Annotated in this window: 15 protein-coding genes; 12 read left to right on the top strand and 3 right to left on the bottom strand. The window is 61.3% G+C overall.

All coding sequences use genetic code 11. From position 1 onward, the window contains the following. Positions 1-91: 91 nt before the first annotated feature. The 7 genes from AC3IP0_RS18635 to AC3IP0_RS18605 all read left to right on the top strand — a co-directional run bounded on the left by AC3IP0_RS18635 (position 92) and on the right by AC3IP0_RS18605 (position 11,183). Positions 92-742: a GNAT family N-acetyltransferase gene (locus AC3IP0_RS18635; RefSeq protein WP_347911678.1), complete on the top strand. Its 651-nt coding sequence runs from the start codon at positions 92-94 to the stop codon at positions 740-742. Positions 743-807: 65 nt separating this feature from the next. Then, positions 808-2,535 (top strand): autotransporter assembly complex protein TamA, encoded by a 1,728-nt coding sequence (locus AC3IP0_RS18630; protein WP_489316510.1) that lies wholly within the window; start codon positions 808-810, stop codon positions 2,533-2,535. Next, the gene (locus AC3IP0_RS18625; RefSeq protein ID WP_489316509.1) at positions 2,532-6,203 is read left to right on the top strand and encodes a translocation/assembly module TamB domain-containing protein; all 3,672 of its coding nucleotides are present in this window, start codon (positions 2,532-2,534) and stop codon (positions 6,201-6,203) included. Before AC3IP0_RS18630 ends, AC3IP0_RS18625 begins: the two co-directional genes overlap by 4 nt. 213 nt (positions 6,204-6,416) lie before the next feature. Further along, positions 6,417-6,890 (top strand): MarR family winged helix-turn-helix transcriptional regulator, encoded by a 474-nt coding sequence (locus tag AC3IP0_RS18620; RefSeq protein WP_489316508.1) that lies wholly within the window; start codon positions 6,417-6,419, stop codon positions 6,888-6,890. Next, complete coding sequence (locus AC3IP0_RS18615) at positions 6,887-8,356, top strand: efflux transporter outer membrane subunit (protein ID WP_489325587.1); 1,470 nt, start codon at positions 6,887-6,889, stop codon at positions 8,354-8,356. Before AC3IP0_RS18620 ends, AC3IP0_RS18615 begins: the two co-directional genes overlap by 4 nt. Positions 8,357-8,371: 15 nt before the next feature. Continuing rightward, the gene (locus AC3IP0_RS18610) at positions 8,372-9,574 is read left to right on the top strand and encodes an EmrA/EmrK family multidrug efflux transporter periplasmic adaptor subunit (RefSeq protein ID WP_489325586.1); all 1,203 of its coding nucleotides are present in this window, start codon (positions 8,372-8,374) and stop codon (positions 9,572-9,574) included. Positions 9,575-9,653: 79 nt separating this feature from the next. After that, on the top strand, positions 9,654-11,183 hold the full coding sequence (locus tag AC3IP0_RS18605) for a DHA2 family efflux MFS transporter permease subunit (protein ID WP_489325584.1): 1,530 nt from the start codon (positions 9,654-9,656) through the stop codon (positions 11,181-11,183). Between the two features lie 86 nt (positions 11,184-11,269). Here the strand turns inward: AC3IP0_RS18605 and lpxH are convergent, their stop codons facing one another. Further along, a complete protein-coding gene (lpxH, locus tag AC3IP0_RS18600; RefSeq protein ID WP_477806589.1) occupies positions 11,270-11,998 on the bottom strand; it encodes a UDP-2,3-diacylglucosamine diphosphatase in 729 nt (242 codons plus the stop codon). After that, entirely contained in the window at positions 11,995-12,498 is a 504-nt protein-coding gene (locus AC3IP0_RS18595; protein ID WP_046037821.1) for a peptidylprolyl isomerase, read from the bottom strand. The genes lpxH and AC3IP0_RS18595 overlap by 4 nt, the downstream gene beginning before the upstream one ends. A 266-nt stretch (positions 12,499-12,764) precedes the next feature. Between AC3IP0_RS18595 and AC3IP0_RS18590 the strand changes: the two genes are divergently transcribed. Both AC3IP0_RS18590 and cysS read left to right on the top strand, forming a co-directional pair. Further along, positions 12,765-14,462 carry a glutamine--tRNA ligase/YqeY domain fusion protein gene (locus tag AC3IP0_RS18590; protein ID WP_489316503.1) on the top strand — a complete coding sequence of 566 codons (1,698 nt, stop codon included), beginning with the start codon at positions 12,765-12,767 and terminating at the stop codon, positions 14,460-14,462. Between the two features lie 20 nt (positions 14,463-14,482). Then, on the top strand, positions 14,483-15,865 hold the full coding sequence (gene cysS / locus AC3IP0_RS18585) for a cysteine--tRNA ligase (protein ID WP_489325582.1): 1,383 nt from the start codon (positions 14,483-14,485) through the stop codon (positions 15,863-15,865). A 148-nt stretch (positions 15,866-16,013) separates the two neighbouring features. Here the strand turns inward: cysS and AC3IP0_RS18580 are convergent, their stop codons facing one another. After that, positions 16,014-17,849 (bottom strand): sigma-54-dependent Fis family transcriptional regulator, encoded by a 1,836-nt coding sequence (locus tag AC3IP0_RS18580; RefSeq protein ID WP_489325580.1) that lies wholly within the window; start codon positions 17,847-17,849, stop codon positions 16,014-16,016. A 358-nt stretch (positions 17,850-18,207) separates the two neighbouring features. Here AC3IP0_RS18580 and AC3IP0_RS18575 point away from each other — a divergent pair, with 358 nt between their 5' ends. The 3 genes from AC3IP0_RS18575 to AC3IP0_RS18565 are packed head-to-tail and all read left to right on the top strand — an operon-like array spanning position 18,208 to position 21,280. Then, positions 18,208-19,302, top strand: a complete 1,095-nt coding sequence (locus AC3IP0_RS18575; protein ID WP_489316500.1) for an ABC transporter ATP-binding protein — start codon at positions 18,208-18,210, stop codon at positions 19,300-19,302. Further along, positions 19,302-20,417 (top strand): ABC transporter ATP-binding protein, encoded by a 1,116-nt coding sequence (locus tag AC3IP0_RS18570; protein ID WP_489325578.1) that lies wholly within the window; start codon positions 19,302-19,304, stop codon positions 20,415-20,417. Before AC3IP0_RS18575 ends, AC3IP0_RS18570 begins: the two co-directional genes overlap by 1 nt. After that, the gene (locus AC3IP0_RS18565; protein WP_489325576.1) at positions 20,414-21,280 is read left to right on the top strand and encodes a carbohydrate ABC transporter permease; all 867 of its coding nucleotides are present in this window, start codon (positions 20,414-20,416) and stop codon (positions 21,278-21,280) included. The genes AC3IP0_RS18570 and AC3IP0_RS18565 overlap by 4 nt, the downstream gene beginning before the upstream one ends. Positions 21,281-21,282: the final 2 nt, after the last annotated feature.

The following is a 21,282-nucleotide window of genomic DNA, read 5'->3' as shown; positions in this document are numbered from 1 at the left end:
ATTTCGGATCTGTAGGGGACTGTGTCAGTGCCGACAGGCTCGTAACGACAAGAGCGCAGCCACCCGAGCTGTGCCGGGGAGATCAACCGTCATGCCCGAAACCTCGACCGCCATCGCCGATATTCACATGCTCGACAGCGGCTACGCCCGCGAAGCACGTTCGCTGCTGTACCAGGCTTATCGACACGAGCCGACCTTCGGCTATCTGTTCGAAGCCGAGCGCCCCGGCTACGAACAGCGGGTTCGCGCCACCGTGCGTGAACTGGTGACCCAGCACTTTTTTCAGGACCTGCCGGCCATCGGCCTGCTGGTCAACGACCGCCTGATCGGCATCGCCCTGATCGCGCCGCCGCAACGTCGCCTCGGCGTCACCGAAAGTTGGGCCTGGCGCCTGCGCATGGTGCTCAGCACGGGATTTCGCTGCACCCGTCGCTACCTCGAGTATCACGCCGCCGTGGAGGCCTGCGTGCCGAACGAATCGGTGCACGTCCTGCCGTTGCTGGGGGTTCATCCGCAGTTCCAGGGCAAACATTTCGGCGAACAATTGTTGCAAGCCGTGCACAACTGGTGCGCGGTGGATGAAAACTCACAGGGCGTGATCCTCGATACCGGGAACCCTCGCTATCTGGAGTTCTATAAGCGTCAGGGCTACGAGGAAATCGGTGAAGTTGCCGTAGGACCGGTTCGCGAGCACGTGTTTTTTCACCCCAATCCCCAGGTGTTACATACTGCAACGGCTTGAGCAGAGAACTTTCCGGGCATGTCAGGCTCTATCACGCTCTCAAGCTCGTGATAGCATCCGCGCCTATGAAGTTTCCAGGAAGAATTACCAGCGGTGTGCTGATGCTGATGACCAGCTGCGCAGCGCTGGCACAAAGTGAATTGGATGTACGGATCAAACCGTCCAATGACGAGCTGAAAGCCAATATCGAAGGCTATATCGGCAGCCTCGGCGATCGCGATGAAGAAGCGCTGCTGCGCTTCAGCCGTGGCGCCGAAGAACAGGCGCGCAAGGCCGCCCAGGCCCTGGGTTATTACCAGCCGCACATCGACAGTGAAGTGAAGGGCGGCGAAAAGCCGCGCCTGGTGCTCACGGTCGACCCCGGCGAGCCGGTGCATCTGCGCAATGTCACGGTGCGTGTCGACGGTCCGGCGGCTTCCCTCAAGGCCTTTCGAATCCCCAAGAGCGACGCGCTCAAACCCGGTGCCGTGCTCAATCATGGGCATTACGAGGACGCCAAGCGCCTGATCCAGAATCAGGCTTCGCGTTATGGCTTTTTCAGCGGCAGGTTCACCCGTTCAAAACTGTCGGTCGACCCCCGTGCCGGCGTCGCCGATATCGAGCTGATCTATGAAAGCGGTCCGCGCTATACCTTGGGCAAGGTCAGTTTCGAGGGGGATACGCCGTTCGATGACGAGCTGCTGCAACGCATGGTGCCGTTCAAGACCGGCACGCCGTATGACTCGGAACTGATCGCCGAACTCAATCAGAACCTGCAATCGAGCGGCTACTTCGAAGGCGTGCGCGTGGACGCGGCACCTGCGGCGTCCAGGGACGAGGCGATCCCGGTGGACGTCAAGCTCGAAACCCGCAAACCACGGACCATGGGCCTGGGCCTTGGCTTTTCCACCGACGTCGGTCCACGGGCCAAGGCCAACTGGACCCGGCACTGGGTCAACGCGCAAGGGCACAGTTATGGCTGGGAAACCGAAGTCTCGGCACCTCGGCAAAACGTCGGGCTGTTCTACGACATTCCGCTGGACCCGCCACTGACCGACAAACTGCGTTTTGCCGGTGGCTACCAGAATGAAGAAATCGCCGATAAGGAAAGCCACAGCAAGCTGCTGACCCTCGGCCCCGAGTGGCACAGCAAGTTGCCCAGCGGCTGGCAACGGGTGGTGTCGCTGAAGTGGCAGCGCGAGGACTACCAACTGGGCGACGACTCGGGACTGAGTACCTTGCTGATGCCAGGTGTGAGTTATTCGTACCTCAAAAGCGACAACCGCATCGACCCGCACAACGGCTATCGCCTGCAATTCGAATCCAAAGTGGCCAAGGAAGGTTTGGGTTCCGATAGCAACCTGCTCTACGGCACGGCATTGGTCAAAGGCTTGACCACGGTGTTCGATAAACACCGCTTCCTCGGGCGGGTGCAGGTCGGCGGCAGTGCCACCAACGGCTTCAAATCGGTACCGCCATCGTTGCGCTTCTTCGCCGGTGGCGACCAGAGCGTGCGTGGCTACGACTATCAGAGCCTGTCCCCGGAAAACTCCGACGGCGACCGCATCGGTGGTCGCTACATGGTCGCCGCCAGTGCGGAATATCAGTATTCCGTCGCCGAAAAATGGCGGGTCGCGACCTTTGTCGATCAGGGCAACTCCTTCAACACTCTCGAACTGCCGAACCTCAAGACCGGGGTCGGTATCGGCGTGCGCTGGGTATCGCCGGTGGGGCCGATCCGCCTCGACCTGGCCCACGCGCTGGACGACGATGGCGGCATTCGACTGCACTTTTCCATGGGGCCTGAGCTGTGAAGCGTGGTTTGAAAGCAACACTGCTGACGATCGCGGCGCTGGTGGCAGTGGTTGTCCTGACACTGGCCATGGTGCTGGGCACGGCGACGGGCAGCCGCTGGGCGTTGGGCTTCGTACCGGGCTTGACCCTGGAAAACTTCCAGGGCCGGTTGGGTGGGCAGTGGAGTGCCGAGCGGGTGCTGTGGCAGCAGGACAGCAGCCGGGTTGAACTGAGCAAGGTGATTTTCGCCTGGTCGCCGTTGTGCCTGACCCGTATGACCCTGTGCATCGAGCAGTTGCAGGCCGATCAGGTCAGCCTGACGTTCCCGCCGGGTGCCGAAGAGCCGGACAGCGGCCCGATCACGCTCCCGGAGCTCAAGTTGCCATTGGCCATCGAACTGGGGGAGATCAAGGTCGGCAGCCTGTTGTTCAACGGCAGCGAAGAGCTCAAGGGCTTGCAACTGGCGGCGCACTGGACGACGGCCGGTTTGAAGATCGACGCGGTGTCGATACAGCGCGATGACCTGAGCCTGAGCCTGTCCGGCCTGCTGCAACCCTCCGGCAACTGGCCCCTCAGCGCCTCCGGCAAGCTGACCCTGTTGTCGACGCCTGAGCCTCTGGCGCTGGCGCTGAAGGTCGACGGTGACCTGCTCAAGACCCTGAACCTGAAAGCCGACAGCAGCGGTTACCTCAACGGGCAACTGACCGGCGAACTGCAACCGCTGGTGGAAAACCTGCCGGCCAAGGTGCGGATCACCGCCGATGGCTTCAAGCCCAGTGCCGATTTGCCGGACACCCTGCAATTCAATCAGCTTGAACTCACGGGTGCGGGCGACCTGAAGAACGGCTACGCTCTGCTCGGCAAAGCCACGTTGCCCGCCGAGCAAGGGCCAGTCGCCCTGGCGCTGCAAGGCAGGGTCGACGCCAAGGGCGCGCAGATCGCCGCGCTGGACCTGACCGCCAACGACAAGCAAAGCCTCAAGCTCACCGGACAGCTGGATTGGAGCAAGGGCCTGAGCGCCGAGGCGAAGATCGACTGGCTGGACTTCCCGTGGCACAGGCTCTATCCGCTCATCGACGAACCGCAAGTAGCGCTTCGCACGTTCACCGGCGAAGTTTCTTACACCGATGGCAAGTACCTCGGTCATTTTGACGCCGCGGCGGATGGTCCGGCTGGCGCCTTCACCCTGGCCAGCCCGTTCGCCGGCGACCTGACGAAAATCTACCTGCAACAGATTCAACTCCAGGCCGGGCAGGGCAAGGCCGAAGGGCACCTGAACCTGCAATTCGCCGACGGCATCGCCTGGGACACCGCGCTGGACCTGTCGGCGATCAACCCGGCGTACTGGGTCGCGGAGCTGCCGGGCACACTGGCCGGGCCGTTGCGCAGCACGGGCGAGATGAAAAACGAAGTGCTCAGCCTCAATGCCGACCTGGACCTCAAGGGCAAACTGCGCGGTCAGCCGGCGGTGATCCAGGCCAAGGCCGATGGCCGTGGCGAACAATGGAACCTCAACGCCCTGCAAGTTCGCCTCGGCGATAACAGCATCAGCGGCAAAGGCAGCCTGCAACAGAAACTCGCCGGCCAGATCGATCTCAAGCTGCCGCGCCTGGCCCAGCTCTGGCCGCAACTGCGCGGCCAGCTCAATGGCCGCGTGGATGTCGCCGGCACGCTCAAGGCGCCCCAAGGCAAGCTTGACCTGCAAGGCTCGCAACTGGCTTTCCAGGACAATCGCCTGCAAAGCCTGAACCTGGACGCCACGCTGGACAGTGCACAACGGGCGAAAATCGACCTCAAGGGCAGCGGCATCCGGGCCGGCGACACTTCACTGGGAACCCTGACCGCCAGCGGCCAGGGCGACATCAAGAACCAGAAGTTGAGCCTCGACCTGCAAGGGCCGAAGCTGAAACTGGCGCTGGGGCTGGACGGTGCGCTGGACAAAGGCAATTGGCGCGGACGCCTGGCCAGCGGTGATATCCAGGCCGGTGGCCAGGACTGGAAGCTGCAAGGGCCGGCGAAACTCGAACGCCTGGCGGACGGCAAAATCAACTTTGGCGCCCATTGCTGGGCATCCGGCCAGGCCAGCCTGTGCGGTGAAGACTCGCGCCTGATGCCCGAGCCGAAGCTGCGTTATCACCTCAAGCAATTCCCGATCGACAGCCTGGCGCAGTGGTTGCCGAAGGATTTCGCCTGGCAGGGCCGGCTCAACGCCGACCTGCAACTGGACCTGCCGGCCAGTGGCCCGAACGGCCAGGTCAGCGTCGATGCCGGCGGCGGCACGTTGCGCATCAAGGACAAGGACCAGTGGCTGGACTTCCCGTACCAGACCCTGAAACTCACCAGCAAACTCACGCCCAAGCGCATCGACACCGAGCTCAATTTTGTCGGCGGCAAACTCGGCGAGCTGATGGTGCAGGCGCAGCTCAATCCGTTGCCAAAGAACAAACCGTTGAGCGGCTCGTTCCGCTTGAGCGGGCTGGACCTGTCGGTGGCGCGACCGTTCGTGCCGATGGTCGAGACACTGACCGGGCGCTTGAATGGCAGCGGCACGATTTCCGGCGGGCTGCTGGCGCCGCAGGTCAATGGCAGCCTGCAACTCAGCGACGGTCAGATCTCCGGGCCTGAATTGCCGATGGAGCTGAAAAACCTGCACGTTCAAGCGCTCATCGCCGGTGAAAGCGTAGAACTGAAAGGCGGCTGGAACAGCGGCAAGGCCGGGCAGGGCAGCCTGAACGGCAACATCGCCTGGGGCCAGGCGCTGGTGGTGGACCTGGCGCTCAAGGGTTCGCAGCTGCCGGTCACCGTCGAGCCTTACGCCAAGCTTGAAGTCGCACCGGACCTGAAAATCTCGATGAAGGGCGACGAGTTGGCCATCGCCGGTAAAGTGCTGGTGCCCAGGGGCGAGATCACCATTCGCGAGTTGCCGCCATCGACGGTCAAGGTCTCCGATGACACGGTGATCATTGGTCAGCAAACCGAGGAGGGCAAACCGCCGCTGGCAATGAAGATGGACATCGAAGTGCTGGTCGGCGAGGACAAGCTGAGCTTTGCCGGATTTGGCCTGACCGCGAATGTGCAGGGGCATGTGCACATCGGCGACAACATGGACACCCGCGGCGAGCTGTGGCTCAACGACGGGCGCTATCGCGCCTACGGCCAGCGGCTTTCGGTGCGCCGGGCGCGCTTGCTGTTTGCCGGGCCCATCGATCAGCCGTATCTGGACATCGAGGCCATTCGCAAGACCGACGACATCATCGCCGGCATTCGTTTGAGTGGCAGCGCCGAGCAGCCGACCACACAGATCTTCTCCGAGCCGGCCATGAGCCAGGAGCAGGCCCTGTCCTATCTGGTGCTCGGGCGTCCGCTGAGCAGCAATGGCGAAGACAACAACATGCTCGCCCAGGCGGCCCTTGGTCTGGGCTTGATGGGCAGTTCCGGTGTGACCAGCGGCATCGCCAAGAACCTGGGCATCCAGGACTTCCAGCTCGACACCCAGGGCAGTGGCGACGCCACCAGCGTGGTGGCCAGCGGCAATATCTCCGAGAAGCTCAGCCTGCGCTATGGCGTTGGCGTGTTCGAACCGGCCAACACCATTGCCCTGCGCTACAAGCTGAGCAAAAAGGTCTACCTCGAAGCCGCCGGCGGCGTGGCCAGTTCGCTGGACATCTTCTACAAGCGGGATTTCTAGGCCCGCTTAAATCAAAAGATCGCAGCCTTCGGCAGCTCCTACGGGTGTACATAAGACCCTGTAGGAGCTGCCGAAGGCTGCGATCTTTTTTGCATTATCCGACGCCATTGATCAACTATTTACCAAGCATGCTAACTATTGCGTTGACATTCGCTGCCTAGGCAGTAACATCTCGACATACATTCACTGCCTAGGCAGCTAATTGGTGGTCAGATGAAACATTTCTCTCCAGAAGATTTCCAGAATTGCCATCTCGGCCTGTTGCTCGGGCGTGCCGCGCTGCTCAAGGACCGGATCATCGACACCCACATGGAACCCCACGGCATCACCGCCGCGCAGTTCAAGGTGTTGATCATCATTGCCCAGTTCGGCGTCGATTCGCCGGGCGAGCTGTGCCGGCACCTGTCCCTGGACAGCGGCTCGATGACGCGCATGCTCGATCGTCTGGAACAGAAAGGTTTCCTCGCCCGCCAACGCTCCGAGGCGGATCGCCGCCAGGTGCAACTGGTACTCACGGAAGAAGGGCAGAGGCTGGCTGATCGCTTGCCGCACATCGGCGCCGAAGCCATGAATGAACTGGCCGGTGCCATCACTCCGGACGAACTGAAAACCCTGGAGTTGATCCTGAAGAAAATTCTGGTGGCAGCCGGTGACGCGATCACCCTGCTGCGGGTAGGTGACAAATGAGCAGTAACTCCTTGCGTACCGGCCTGAGCCTGGTGCTGTTGGCCATGAGCGTCGCCGGTTGCGCCAGTTACAGCGGCCTGAAAACCAAAGGTGTCAGCCTCGACGCGAAGAGCCTCAAGGCCGGGCAATCCCTCAGCGGCGTGACTTTGTCCCCTGCGGCCTGGCCGAAAAGTGACTGGTGGAAAAGCCTCGGCGACCCGCAGCTCGACGGCCTGATCCGTGAGGCCCTGCGCGACAGCCCGGACATGCAGATCGCCGACGCCCGTGCCCATCAGGCCAGCGCTGCCGCTTCCGCCGCCGACGCGGAGCGGATGCCGACCCTGGATGCCAGCGCCGGTGTCAGCCGCTCGCGCCTGGCCCGGGACCAGGACCCGCGCGGGCAGGGCGACACGTACGCCACCGTGCGTAACATCGGCACCAGTTTTAATTACAACTTCGACCTCTGGGGCGGTCAGCGCGATGCCTGGGAAGCGGCCTTGGGCCAGGCCCGTGCCGCCGAAGTCGACCAGCAGGCTGCGCAACTGACCCTGGCCGCCGATGTCGCCCGGGCCTATAGCGATCTCGGTCAGGCACACATCGTCTACGACCTGTCCAGTGAAGACCTCAAGCGCACCCGGCAAATGCTCGACCTGAGCCAGCGGCGCCTGACTGCCGGGATCGACAGCCAGTACCAGTTTCAGCAGACCGAAAGCCTGGAAGCCACTTCCCAGGCCAACCTGATCGACGCCGAAAAACGCTTGAACAGTGCGAAAATCGCCCTGGCCGTTCTGCTCGGCAAAGGCCCGGACCGCGGCAATGAAATTGCCCGCCCGAACATTCTTCAGCCGGGTGCGGTAGCGCTACCTTCGGTGCTGCCGGCCGAGTTGCTCGGGCGTCGCCCGGACCTGGTGGCCGCGCGCTGGCGGGTCGAAGCGGCGAGTAAAAGCATCGACGCCGGCAAGACCCGGTTCTATCCCAACCTGAACCTCAGCGCCGCTGCCGGCGCCGAATCCTTGCTGGGCGATGCGATGTTTGGTTCGGCCAGCCGCTTCTTCAACATCGCACCGACGATCTCTGTGCCGATCTTCGACGGTGGCCGCTTGCGCGCCGACCTCGATTCCCGCGACGCCGATTACGACCTCGCCGTGGCGCAGTACAACAAAAGCCTGGTCAAGGCGCTGGGAGATGTCAGTGACAGCATCAACCAGCTGCGTGATATCGGCCAGCAGATCGCTGCCCAGCAGCACGCCACCGACATCGCCCAGGATTCCTACAACACCGTGGTCCAGCGTTACGGTTCCGGCATCGGCAACTACCTGGACGTGCTCAGCATCGAGCAGCAATTGCTCCAGGCCCAGCGTCAGCTGGCCAACCTGAATGCCGAGCAGATCGACCTGTCGATCCAATTGATGCAGGCGCTGGGCGGCGGTTTCCAGCCTGAGGCCATCGCCTCGGCCAACGCCACGCCAGCCACGCTGACCCACTAATTCAAGGTACTTGTCATGGCCACTGCCGATACAACTCAACCTCCTGAAAACACCCAGGGCAACCCCAATTCGGGCAAGCGCAAGTTCATGCTGCTGGTCCTGGCTGCCGCCGTCGTGCTGAGCGGCGCGGGCGTCTGGGCCTACCACGAGTTCTACGGGCGCTGGAGTGAAAGCACCGACGACGCCTATGTGAACGGCAACGTGGTGGAAATCACGCCGCTGGTCACCGGCACCGTGGTCAGCATCGGCGCCGATGACGGCGATCTGGTCCATGAAGGCCAGATACTGGTGAACTTCGACCCGAACGACGCCGAAATCGGTCTGCAAAACGCCCAGGCCAATCTGGCGCGTACCGTGCGTCAGGTGCGCGGCTTGTACAGCGATGTGGATGGCATGAAGGCCCAGGTCAACGCCCAGAAAGCCGAAGTGCAAAAGGCCCAGGACAACTACAGCCGCCGCAAGAATCTCGCCGCCGGCGGGGCGATTTCCCAGGAAGAGCTGTCCCACGCCCGCGACGACCTGACCTCGGCGCAAAACGCCCTCGCCAACGCCGAACAAAAGCTCAAGACCACCAGTGCGCTGGTCGATGACACCGTGGTTTCATCGCACCCGGACGTGATGGCCGCCGCCGCGCAATTGCGTCAGGCCTATCTGAACAACTCGCGCAGCGTCCTGATTGCGCCGGTGACCGGTTACGTGGCCAAGCGTTCCGTACAGCTTGGCCAGCGTGTACAACCGGGTACCGCGCTGATGGCGGTGATTCCCCTGGATCAGCTGTGGATCGACGCCAACTTCAAGGAAACCCAGCTGCGTGACATGCGCATCGGCCAACCGGTGGAGATCGAGACGGACCTGTACGGCAGCAGCGTGAAATACAGCGGCACCATCGACAGCCTCGGCGCCGGCACCGGCAGCGCCTTTGCCCTGCTGCCGGCGCAGAACGCCACCGGCAACTGGATCAAGATCGTGCAGCGCGTGCCGGTGCGAGTCCACGTCGATGCCGAGGAACTGGCCAAACATCCGCTGCGGGTCGGTCTGTCGACCATGGTCGATGTGGACCTGCACGACCAGAGCGGGCCGGTGCTGGCGCAACAGCCACCGCAGAAGGCTTCGTTCAGCACCAACGTCTACGACCGTCAGCTGGCCGAGGCCGACGCGATGATCACCCAACTGATCCACGACAACAGCGCGGCGGTCAGCAAGACCGCGCAACGCTGATTCGCCAATCCGTCAGCTGCGTCGACAACCGGCGCAGCGCCAGCCCCGCTCCAAAAAATTCAGCTCCAAAGGATTCGCGATGAGCAATAACGCGTCTTTCACACCGCCCAGCCTGCTGCTCAGCACCATCGGCCTGTCGCTGGCGACCTTCATGCAAGTGCTCGACACCACCATCGCCAACGTGGCGCTGCCGACGATCTCCGGCAACCTCGGCGTGAGTTCGGAGCAGGGCACCTGGGTGATCACCTCGTTCGCCGTGAGCAACGCCATCGCCTTGCCGCTGACCGGCTGGCTCAGTCGGCGTTTCGGCGAGGTGAAGCTGTTTGTCTGGGCGACACTGCTGTTCGTGCTGGCTTCGTTCCTGTGCGGGATTGCCACCTCGATGCCGGAACTGGTGGGCTTCCGGGTGCTGCAAGGGGTAGTGGCCGGGCCGCTGTACCCGATGACCCAGACCCTGCTGATTGCGGTTTACCCTCCGGCGAAACGGGGGCTGGCGCTGGCGCTGTTGGCGATGGTCACGGTGGTCGCGCCGATTGCCGGGCCGATCCTCGGCGGCTGGATCACTGACAGCTACAGCTGGCCGTGGATTTTTTTCATCAACGTGCCGATCGGTCTGTTCGCGGCATGGGTGGTGACCCAGCAGATGAAAAAGCGCCCGGTGGTCACCAGCCGCCAACCGATGGATTACGTCGGTCTGATCGCGCTGATCATCGGCGTCGGCGCTTTGCAGATCGTGCTCGACAAGGGCAACGATGCCGATTGGTTCGAATCCAGCTTCATCGTGATCGGCTCGGTGATTTCGGTGGTGGCCCTGGTGTTCTTCGTGATCTGGGAAATGACCGACGAGCACCCGGTGGTCAATCTGCGCCTGTTTGCCCATCGCAACTTCCGCTACGGCACCATCGTGCTGATCCTGGGCTATGCCGGTTTTTTCGGGATCAACCTGATCCTGCCACAGTGGCTGCAAACGCGGCTGGGCTACACCGCGACCTGGGCCGGTTTTGCCGTGGCCCCGCTGGGGATCCTGCCGGTGCTGCTGGCGCCGTTTGTCGGCAAATACGCACCGAAATTCGATATGCGCCTGCTGGCGGGCGGGGCGTTCCTGGCCATCGGCCTGAGCTGTTTCATGCGCGCCGGATTCACCAATGAGGTGGACTTCCAGCACATCGCCATGGTGCAACTGTTCATGGGGATCGGCGTGGCGCTGTTCTTCATGCCGACCCTGACCATCCTGCTCTCGGACCTGCCACCGAGCCAGATTGCCGACGGGTCGGGGCTGGCGACATTCTTGCGGACCCTGGGTGGTAGTTTTGCAGCATCGTTGACCACCTGGATCTGGATTCGTCGGGCGGATCAGCATCATGCCTACCTGACTGAAAGCATCACCCCCTTCGATCCGGCGACCCGCGAAGCGCTGACCAACCTGGGCGGGGCAGGGGCCAAGGCCTATACGCAACTGGATCAGATGGTGATCAGCCAGGCGTACATCATGTCCACGGTGGATTACTTCACCTTGCTGGGCTGGATGTTCATGGGCTTGATACTGATCGTGTGGCTGGCCAAGCCGCCGTTTACGGCCAAGGCCGGGCCTGCTTCGGCAGGGCACTGATTAGCCAGGATCGCAGCCTTCGGCAGCTCCTACAGAGGCATGTGTACACTCTGTGGGAGCTGCCGAAGGCTGCGATCTTTTGATCTTTAAGGCGCTGCGAAATCAAACGGCGCCAACGCAAACCCTTGCTCATCCACCTGCAACGCCCACCCCTGACGATCCCAATCCCCCAGCACAATGCGCCTGGCCGCTTGCTCGCCAAGCTGCAACTTGTGAATCGCGGGACGATGGGTGTGCCCGTGGATCAAGGTCTTCACGCCGAATGCCTGCATGATCCGCGGAATCTCCTCAGGCGTGACATCGACGATATCGTTGGCCTTCATCCGCGTTTGCGCGCGGCTTTCACTGCGCAGCTTGCGCGCCAGCTTGTGCCGGGTGCGCAGCGGCAGATGCCGCAGGATGAACAGGGTGATCGGATTACGCAGGTAGCGGCGCAGCTTCATATAGGCTTCGTCGCGGGTGCACAGGCTGTCGCCGTGCATCAGCAGTACCGGCTCGCCGTTGAACTGCACGACACTCGGATCTTTCAGCAAGGTGCAGCCGGCTGCTTTGCAGAAGGCCTTGCCGAGCATGAAGTCGCGATTGCCGTGCATCAGGAAAATGGCCGTGCCGCTGTCGCTGAGGTCGCGCAGGGCCTGGCAGATGGAGCGCTGGAAGGGTGTCATGGCGTCGTCGCCAATCCACACCTCGAAGAAGTCGCCCAGGATGTACAACGCACTCGCCGAACGGGCGCGTCCGGCGAGCAAATCCAGAAACGCCCGGGTAATGTCCGGGCGCTCCTCTTCCAGATGCAAATCTGAAATCAGCAATATCACTCAATGATCTCGGCTTTCTCGATGATCACGTCGTCTGCTGGTACGTCCTGGTGGCCGGACTTGGAGGTGGTAGCTACGCCTTTGATCTTGTCGACAACGTCGGTGCCGGCAGTCACTTTACCGAATACCGCGTAGCCCCAGCCCTGAACGTTCTTGCCGCTGTGGTTCAGGAAGCTGTTGTCCGCCACGTTGATGAAGAACTGCGCGGAAGCCGAATGCGGCTCCATGGTGCGGGCCATGGCGACGGTGTACTTGTCGTTGGAAAGACCGTTGTCAGCTTCGTTCTGGATGCTTGGGCGCTTGTCTTTCTTTTCTTTCATGCCTGGCTCGAAACCGCCGCCCTGGATCATGAAGTTACCGATGACACGGTGGAAAACGGTGTTTTCGTAGTGACCGGCTTTAACGTACTCGACGAAGTTGGCCACGGTGATCGGGGCTTTGTCGGCGTTCAGTTCGAGGACGATGTCGCCATGGTTGGTAGTCAGTTTGACTTGGGTCATGATCGGTACTCTTTTGAGATGAAGCATATCTAAGGAATTCGTGGTGCTGGAACATCTCGTCCCGCCACCGGTTCAGCCTTTTTGGCCAAGGTGCGCAGTTTAGCGTGCCAGACGCGAATTTCGAGGCTGTTTTTTCATTTACGGCCTATTAAATGCGACGGTTTACAGAGTGCGCTCTGTCAGGTACTTGACGGCATCGGCTATGATAGCGGCTTTGTTTTGTCCGGCCTTCATTACGGCCACGCACTTGTACGTTCAAGGATCCTATGAGCAAGCCCACTGTCGACCCTACCTCGAATGCCAAGACCGGCCCTGCCGTGCCGGTCAACTTCCTGCGGCCGATCATCCAGGCAGACCTGGACTCGGGCAAGCACACGCAGATCGTCACCCGTTTCCCGCCTGAACCCAACGGCTACCTGCACATCGGCCACGCCAAGTCGATCTGCGTGAACTTCGGCCTGGCCCAGGAGTTCGGCGGCGTCACGCACCTGCGTTTCGACGACACCAACCCGGCCAAGGAAGACCAGGAATACATCGACGCGATCGAAAGCGACGTCAAATGGCTGGGCTTCGAGTGGTCCGGCGAAGTGCGCTACGCCTCGCAGTATTTCGACCAGTTGCATGACTGGGCGGTGGAGCTGATCAAATCCGGCAATGCCTACGTCGACGACCTGACCCCGGAACAAGCCAAGGAATACCGTGGCAGCCTGACCGAGCCGGGCAAGAACAGCCCGTTCCGCGACCGCAGCGTCGAAGAGAACCTGGACCTGTTCGCCCGCATGAAGGCCGGCGAGTTCAAGGACGGCGCCCGGGTGCTGCGGGCCAAGATCGACATGGCCTCGCCGAACATGAACCTGCGCGACCCGATCATGTATCGCATCCGTCACGCTCACCACCACCAGACCGGTGACAAGTGGTGCATTTACCCGAACTACGACTTCACCCACGGTCAGTCGGACGCCATCGAAGGCATCACCCATTCGATCTGCACCCTGGAGTTCGAAAGCCACCGTCCGCTGTACGAGTGGTTCCTCGAGCACTTGCCGGTGCCGGCCAACCCGCGCCAGTACGAGTTCAGCCGCCTGAACCTGAACTACACCATCACCAGCAAGCGCAAGCTCAAGCAACTGGTCGATGAGAAGCACGTCAACGGCTGGGACGACCCGCGCATGTCCACGCTGTCGGGTTTCCGCCGCCGTGGCTACACGCCGAAATCGATCCGCAACTTCTGCGAAATGATCGGCACCAACCGTTCCGACGGCGTGGTCGACTTCGGCATGCTCGAATTCAGCATCCGTGACGACCTCGACCACAGCGCCCCGCGCGCCATGTGCGTGCTGCGTCCGCTGAAAGTCGTGATCACCAACTACCCGGAAGGCCAGGTCGAGAACCTCGAACTGCCATGCCACCCGAAAGAAGACATGGGCGTGCGCGCATTGCCGTTCGCCCGTGAAATCTACATCGACCGTGACGACTTCATGGAAGAGCCGCCGAAGGGCTACAAGCGCCTGGAACCGGCCGGTGAAGTGCGTCTGCGTGGCAGCTATGTGATCCGCGCCGACGAAGCGATCAAGGACGCCGATGGCAACATCGTCGAACTGCGCTGCTCCTACGATCCGGACACCCTGGGCAAGAACCCTGAAGGCCGCAAGGTCAAAGGCGTGGTGCACTGGGTGCCGGCCGCCGCCAGCGTCGAGTGCGAAGTGCGTCTGTACGATCGTCTGTTCCGCTCGGCCAACCCTGAGAAGGCCGAAGACAGCGCCAGTTTCCTGGACAACATCAACCCTGACTCACTGCAAGTCCTCACCGGTTGTCGTGCCGAGCCTTCGCTTGGCAACGCACAGCCGGAAGACCGTTTCCAGTTCGAGCGCGAAGGTTACTTCGTCGCCGATCTCAAGGACTCGAAACCAGGTCAGCCGGTATTCAACCGTACCGTGACCCTGCGTGATTCGTGGGGCCAGTGATTTAGCGTCAAGGAACTAACGTGCTAACGATCTACAACACGCTCACCAAGAGCAAAGAAGTCTTCAAGCCGCTCGATGGCAACAAGGTGCGCATGTACGTGTGCGGCATGACCGTGTACGACTACTGCCACCTGGGCCACGGCCGCAGCATGGTCGCCTTCGACCTGGTGACCCGCTGGTTGCGCTTCAGCGGCTACGACCTGACTTATGTGCGCAACATCACCGACATCGACGACAAGATCATCAATCGGGCCAACGAGAACGGCGAGTCGTTCGAAGCGCTGACCGAGCGCATGATCGCGGCGATGCACGAAGATGAAGCGCGCCTGAACATCAAGAAGCCGGACATGGAGCCGCGCGCCACGGATCACATCCCTGGCATGCACGCGATGATCCAGACCCTGATCGACAAGGGCTACGCCTACGCCCCGGGCAATGGCGACGTGTACTACCGCGTCGGCAAGTTCATGGGCTACGGCAAGCTGTCGCGCAAGAAGATCGAAGACCTGCGCATCGGCGCGCGCATCGAAGTCGACGAGTCCAAGCAGGACCCGCTGGACTTCGTGCTGTGGAAAGCCACCAAACCGGGCGAGCCAAGCTGGGAATCTCCATGGGGCGCCGGGCGTCCGGGCTGGCACATCGAATGCTCGGTGATGTCCACCTGCTGCCTCGGTGAGACTTTCGATATTCATGGCGGCGGCAGCGATTTGGAGTTCCCGCACCACGAAAACGAAATCGCCCAGAGCGAAGCGGCCACCGGCAAGACCTACGCCAACGCGTGGATGCATTGCGGCATGATCCGTATCAATGGCGAGAAGATGTCCAAGTCCTTGAACAACTTCTTCACCATTCGCGACGTGCTCGACAAGTACCACCCGGAAGTCGTGCGTTACCTGCTGGTGTCGAGCCACTACCGCAGCGCCATCAACTATTCGGAAGACAACCTCAAGGACGCCAAGGGCGCCCTTGAGCGTTTCTACCACGCGTTGAAAGGCCTGCCGGCCGTGGCGCCTGCTGGCGGCGAAGCCTTCGTCGAGCGTTTCACCCAGGTGATGAACGACGACTTCGGTACGCCGGAAGCCTGTGCGGTGCTGTTCGAGATGGTCCGCGAGATCAACCGCCTGCGCGAGAGCGATCTCAATGCAGCGGCCGGTCTGGCAGCCCGTTTGAAAGAACTGGCCAGTGTGTTGGGTGTGTTGCAGCTGGAAGCCGATGACTTCCTGCAGGCCGGCGCCGAAGGGCGCGTGGATGCAGCCGAAGTCGAGGCGTTGATCGCAGCGCGCCTGGCGGCACGTGCCGGCAAGGACTGGGCCGAATCCGACCGCATCCGCGACCAGCTCTCCGCCATGGGCGTGGTGCTGGAAGACGGCAAGGGCGGCACTACCTGGCGTCTGGCTGACTGATTGCTTGATCCGCTGTAAAACAAAACCCGCCTTGTGCGGGTTTTTGTTTTTTTAAAGTCAAGAGATCGCAGCCTTTGGCAGCTCCTACAGGGAGTGCGTCGTACCAATGTAGGAGCTGCCGAAGGCTGCGATCTTTTGATCTTCGCTTTCAACCTTCCAACTGCCGCAACCGCTTGTAAAGGGTATTGCGGCTCACCCCCAACCGCCGGGCCAGATACGAAATATTCCCCCCCGCCGCCTGCAACTGCCGGTTCAAATCCTCGGCATCATTCAGGTCCACGGCGAACGGTTCCGGCGTATCGACCGGCTCCATCTCCAAATCGACAAAAAAATCATCCGGTAAATGCTCTGGCCTTATCGGTTGTTCCTCGGCCATCGCCAGCGCTACCTGCATCACACTGCTGACCTGGCGTAAATTCCCCGGCCACGGGTGGCGGTCGAACAGTTCCAATACTTCGCGGCTCAGTCCAGCCCATTGGCTGGGTTCGCGATGCTGTTCCCACAGGCGTTTGAACAGTGCCTCTTTGTCGCTGCGCTCTCTTAACGGCGGCAGTTCCAGGGTCAGGCCGCCGATACGGTAATACAGGTCTTCACGAAACCGCCCCAGTTGTACCTGTTCGCGCAACGAGCGATTGGTCGCAGAAATGATGCGCAAGTCCACAGGAAACAACTCGCTGCTGCCCACCGGCTGCACGCAACGCTCCTGCAACACCCGCAACAGGCGCGCCTGGGTCGGCAGCGGCATGTCACCGATCTCATCAAGGAACAGCGTGCCTTTGTCAGCCTTGCGGATCAGCCCGATGCTGCCTTTCTGGTTGGCGCCGGTAAATGCGCCTTTCTCATATCCGAACAACTCGGATTCCACCAGTTCGGCGGGAATCGCTGCACAGTTGACGGCGATGAACGCTTGTTTGCTGCGGGAGCTGGCCTGATGCAGGGCTTTGACGAACACTTCCTTGCCGACCCCGGTTTCACCGTGGATCAGCAAGGGAATGTCTTTTTCCAGCAAGCGCTCGGCCTGACGCACGGCTTTTTCCACGCGACTGTCGCCGAAATGCAGAGAGTTGAGGCTGATGGACGCGGGTGCAGCTACAACCGGCTCCGCGAACACTCGGGGTTGAATTGATGCCTGTTTCGGCCGCTTCAACAGGCACTGAAAGCGGTTGCGCCCTGAGGTTTGCAGGGCGAAGGGCAGGCCGTCGGGCTGGTTCAGCAACTCCAGCAGCGAGACCTTGAACAGGCTTTCGACACTGACCCGCGACAGGCTGATGCCCAGCAGATTGTCGGCCCGGCGATTGGCCGACAGCACCTGTCCGGTCTCATCGAATATCAGCAACCCGGCCCACTGACTGTCGAGGTTGTTCAGCCCGGTGTTGAACGTCAGCTGGAAATGCTGGCCATGGAACAGGTTGAGGATCAGCCGGTTTTCCACGGTCTGGCTCATCATCTTGACCATGCCCAGGGTGTGGGAGGGCGGCAGGTAGCTGTCGCTGGACACGTCCAGCACCGCGATGACTTTGCGTTCGGCATCGAAAATCGGCGCGGCGGAACCGGTCATGAAGCGGTTGGCCTTGAGATAGTGTTCATCGTGCTCGATGTGCACCGCTTGTTCGCAGGCCAGGGCGGTGCCGATGGCGTTGGTGCCGGTGCAGCGTTCCATCCAGCTGGCGCCGGCGCTGAAACCCCGGGCCAGTTTCGGTTCGATAAAGCGCTGGGTGCCCCAGGACGTGAGCACCTGGCCCTGGTGGTCGGCGAGCATGATCAGGCAATTGGAGTTGCTCAGGATGTTCTCGTAGTAGGGCAGCACTTCCTGATGGGTGGTTTGCACCAGTGAATGCTGGCTCTCCAGCAGTTGCGCGATGCCCGCGGCTGGCAATTGGTCGAATGCCGGCGTGCTCTGGTGACTGAGGCCGAACGCGCGGCAGCGGGACCAGGAGTCCTGGATGATGGCGTCGTGGGACAACGGCGATGCGGGTGCGGCCATGGCAGTCGATCTCTGAACAAGCTTTTATTGTTGTTATGGGGTAGTGCCGATCCCGGTAGGAGCTGCCGAAGGCTGCGATCTTTTGATCCTGCTTTTGAAAGCAAAATCAAAAGATCGCAGCCTTCGGCAGCTCCTACGAAGGACGTGAACAGTCCATAGAGTGTTGTTCACTATTGTTCACTGTCAATGGGTGAACTGTTCAATTGTTCATTTCAGATTGTTCATTTGTGTTCAGCAACGAACGCGGTTTTGCCGTCTTGTTCGGGAATTTCTAGCTGAATCAACAGCTTGATATTTTTGGCACGGATGTCGCTTTAGAGCTCCGGTCGCTTGACTCCAATAATAAAAAGGCCGAGCCATGTCACTCACCCTGGAGCACGTCAGCCGCACCGTCGAGGGCCAGACCTGGATCGACGATGCCAACCTGAGTTTTGAACCCGGTTCCTTCAACGTTTTGCTGGGGCGTACCTTGTCCGGCAAGACCAGCCTGATGCGCCTGATGGCCGGTCTGGACAAGCCCGACAGCGGCCGCATCCTGATGAACGGCGTCGACGTCACCCAACGCCCCGTGCGCTTGCGCAATGTGTCGATGGTCTATCAGCAGTTCATCAACTACCCGACCATGACGGTGTTCGACAACATCGCCTCGCCGCTGCGTCAGGCCGGTGCATCCAGCGAAGTGATCCAGAACAAGGTGCTGGAAACCGCGAAGATGCTGCGCATCGAGAAGTTTCTCAAGCGCTATCCGCTGGAACTTTCCGGCGGTCAGCAACAACGCACGGCCATGGCCCGGGCGCTGGTCAAGGATGCCGAGCTGATCCTGTTCGACGAACCTCTGGTCAACCTCGACTACAAGTTGCGCGAAGAACTGCGCCAGGAAATGCGCGAGCTGTTCAAGGCGCGCCACACCATCGCGATCTACGCCACCACCGAGCCCAACGAAGCCCTGGCCCTGGGCGGTACCACGACCATTCTTCACGAAGGCCGGGTGATCCAGAGTGGCCAGTCCGCCTCGGTCTATCACCAGCCGCAAACGGTGCTGGCGGCGGAGCTGTTCTCCGAGCCGCCGATCAACTTGATGCCGGGACGCATTGCCGGCAACGAGGTGAGTTTCGCCAACTTCGTGCACTTCCCGCTGAACGTCGATCTGCGCCCGGTGGGCGAAGGCGAGTTCCGTTTCGGCGTGCGGCCCAGCCATATCTCGCTGGTGCCGAGCAACGACGATGACCTCGAATTGGCGGTGACGGTCGAAGTCGCGGAAATCAGCGGCTCGGAAACCTTTCTGCACGTGCGCAATGAGCATTTCCTGCTGGTGCTGCACTTGCCGGGTGTCCACGAATACGACGTCGATGCGCCGATCCGCATCTACATCCCGACCCATAAACTGTTTGTGTTCGATACGCAGGGGCGGCTGGTCCAGGCGCCGGGCCGACGTGTCACGAGGGTTGCCTGATGGCCGAAATCCGTTTGCAGAACCTCGCCCACAGCTACACCAAGACCCCGGCGGGACCGGAAGACTACGCGATCCGCGAGATGGACCACATCTGGGAGCAAGGTGGCGCCTATGCCTTGCTTGGTCCATCGGGCTGCGGCAAATCAACCTTGCTCAACATCATTTCCGGGCTGCTCAGCCCGTCTCAGGGCCATGTGCTGTTCGACGGCAAAGCGGTCAACAACCTGACCCCGGAAAAGCGCAACATCGCCCAGGTTTTCCAGTTTCCGGTGGTCTACGACACCATGACGGTGTTCGACAACCTGGCCTTCCCGCTGCGCAATCAGGGCATGGCCGAGGCGAAGGTCCATAGCAAGGTGCAGGAAATCGCCGAAGTCCTCGACCTGCAGAACCTGCTGAGCAAAAAGGCCCGCAACCTCACCGCCGACGAAAAACAGAAAGTTTCCATGGGTCGCGGGCTGGTGCGCGACGACGTGTCGGCGATCCTCTTCGACGAGCCGCTGACGGTGATCGACCCGCACCTGAAGTGGAAACTGCGGCGCAAGCTCAAGCAGATCCACGAGCAGTTCAACATCACCATGGTCTACGTCACCCACGATCAACTGGAGGCCTCGACCTTCGCCGACAAGATTGCGGTGATGTACGGCGGACAGATCGTGCAGTTCGGCACGCCAAGGGAATTGTTCGAGCGCCCGAGCCACACCTTTGTCGGCTACTTCATCGGCAGCCCCGGGATGAATCTGATCGAGGTGCAGCCGCAACCGGGTGGTGTCGGTTTCGCCTCGACGCACCTGCCGCTGTCCGAGGCGATGCAGCAGCGTATTGCTGAATCGGAGTGGAAAACCCTGAAGGTCGGCATTCGTCCGGAGTTCGTCCATGTGTGGGACGAAGCCTTTGATGACGCGCTGCGGGCAAAGGTCGTACACGTCGAAGACCTGGGCACCTACAAGATCATGAGCCTCGACCTCGATGGCGCGCCCCTGAAAGTGCGCCTGGCCGAAGACAAGCCGGTGCCGCAAGGCACGGCCTACATCAGCTTTCCGGCGCAGTGGCTGATGGTCTACGCCGATGAATTCCTGCTCGAAGCCAATGCCAACCAAGAGGCGCAGCCATGAACAAGGTGCAGAACAACAAGGCCTGGTGGCTGGTGCTGCCGGTGTTCCTGCTGGTGGCGTTCAGTGCGGTGATCCCGATGATGACCGTAGTCAACTATTCGGTGCAGGACATCTTCGACCAGTCCAGCCGCTACTTCGTCGGAGCCGACTGGTACAGGCAGGTGCTGCTCGATCCGCGCCTGCACGACTCGTTGCTGCGCCAGTTCATTTACTCGTCCTGCGTGCTGCTGATCGAAATCCCCCTGGGGATTGCGATTGCCCTGACCATGCCGACCAAGGGGCGCTGGTCGTCGGTGGTGCTGATCATCCTGGCGATTCCGTTGCTGATACCGTGGAACGTGGTCGGCACCATCTGGCAGATCTTCGGCCGCGCCGACATCGGTCTGCTGGGGGCGAGCCTCAAGGCCATGGGCATCAGCTACAACTATGCGGCGAACACCATGGACGCCTGGGTCACCGTGCTGGTGATGGACGTCTGGCACTGGACCTCGCTGGTGGCGCTGCTGTGCTTCTCCGGCCTGCGGGCGATTCCGGATGTGTATTACCAGGCGGCGCGGATCGACCGGGCCTCGGCCTGGGCGGTGTTCCGGCACATCCAGTTGCCCAAGCTCAAGAGTGTGCTGCTGATCGCCGTGATGCTGCGCTTCATGGACAGTTTCATGATCTACACCGAGCCGTTCGTGCTCACGGGCGGCGGTCCGGGTAATTCCACGACCTTCTTGAGCCAGACCCTGACGCAAATGGCGATCGGGCAGTTCGACCTGGGGCCGGCTGCTGCATTCTCGCTGGTGTACTTCCTGATCATCCTGTTGGTGTCCTGGCTGTTCTACACCGCCATGACTCACTCCGACGCCAACCGCTGAGG

The organism is Pseudomonas sp. GL_103 (assembly GCF_057835175.1).
This window is presented reverse-complemented; position numbering and strand designations above follow the sequence as displayed.

What these genes read in the sequence shown, in the direction of transcription:
- AC3IP0_RS18635 (WP_347911678.1), top strand. Translation starts at nt 92, where the DNA reads ATGCCCGAAACCTCGACCGCCATCGCCGATATTCACATGCTCGACAGC.
- AC3IP0_RS18605 (WP_489325584.1), top strand. Translation starts at nt 9,654, where the DNA reads ATGAGCAATAACGCGTCTTTCACACCGCCCAGCCTGCTGCTCAGCACC.
- AC3IP0_RS18630 (WP_489316510.1), top strand. Translation starts at nt 808, where the DNA reads ATGAAGTTTCCAGGAAGAATTACCAGCGGTGTGCTGATGCTGATGACC.
- AC3IP0_RS18615 (WP_489325587.1), top strand. Translation starts at nt 6,887, where the DNA reads ATGAGCAGTAACTCCTTGCGTACCGGCCTGAGCCTGGTGCTGTTGGCC.
- AC3IP0_RS18575 (WP_489316500.1), top strand. Translation starts at nt 18,208, where the DNA reads ATGTCACTCACCCTGGAGCACGTCAGCCGCACCGTCGAGGGCCAGACC.
- AC3IP0_RS18570 (WP_489325578.1), top strand. Translation starts at nt 19,302, where the DNA reads ATGGCCGAAATCCGTTTGCAGAACCTCGCCCACAGCTACACCAAGACC.
- AC3IP0_RS18595 (WP_046037821.1), bottom strand. Translation starts at nt 12,498, where the DNA reads ATGACCCAAGTCAAACTGACTACCAACCATGGCGACATCGTCCTCGAA.
- AC3IP0_RS18580 (WP_489325580.1), bottom strand. Translation starts at nt 17,849, where the DNA reads ATGGCCGCACCCGCATCGCCGTTGTCCCACGACGCCATCATCCAGGAC.
- AC3IP0_RS18565 (WP_489325576.1), top strand. Translation starts at nt 20,414, where the DNA reads ATGAACAAGGTGCAGAACAACAAGGCCTGGTGGCTGGTGCTGCCGGTG.
- AC3IP0_RS18610 (WP_489325586.1), top strand. Translation starts at nt 8,372, where the DNA reads ATGGCCACTGCCGATACAACTCAACCTCCTGAAAACACCCAGGGCAAC.
- AC3IP0_RS18620 (WP_489316508.1), top strand. Translation starts at nt 6,417, where the DNA reads ATGAAACATTTCTCTCCAGAAGATTTCCAGAATTGCCATCTCGGCCTG.
- AC3IP0_RS18590 (WP_489316503.1), top strand. Translation starts at nt 12,765, where the DNA reads ATGAGCAAGCCCACTGTCGACCCTACCTCGAATGCCAAGACCGGCCCT.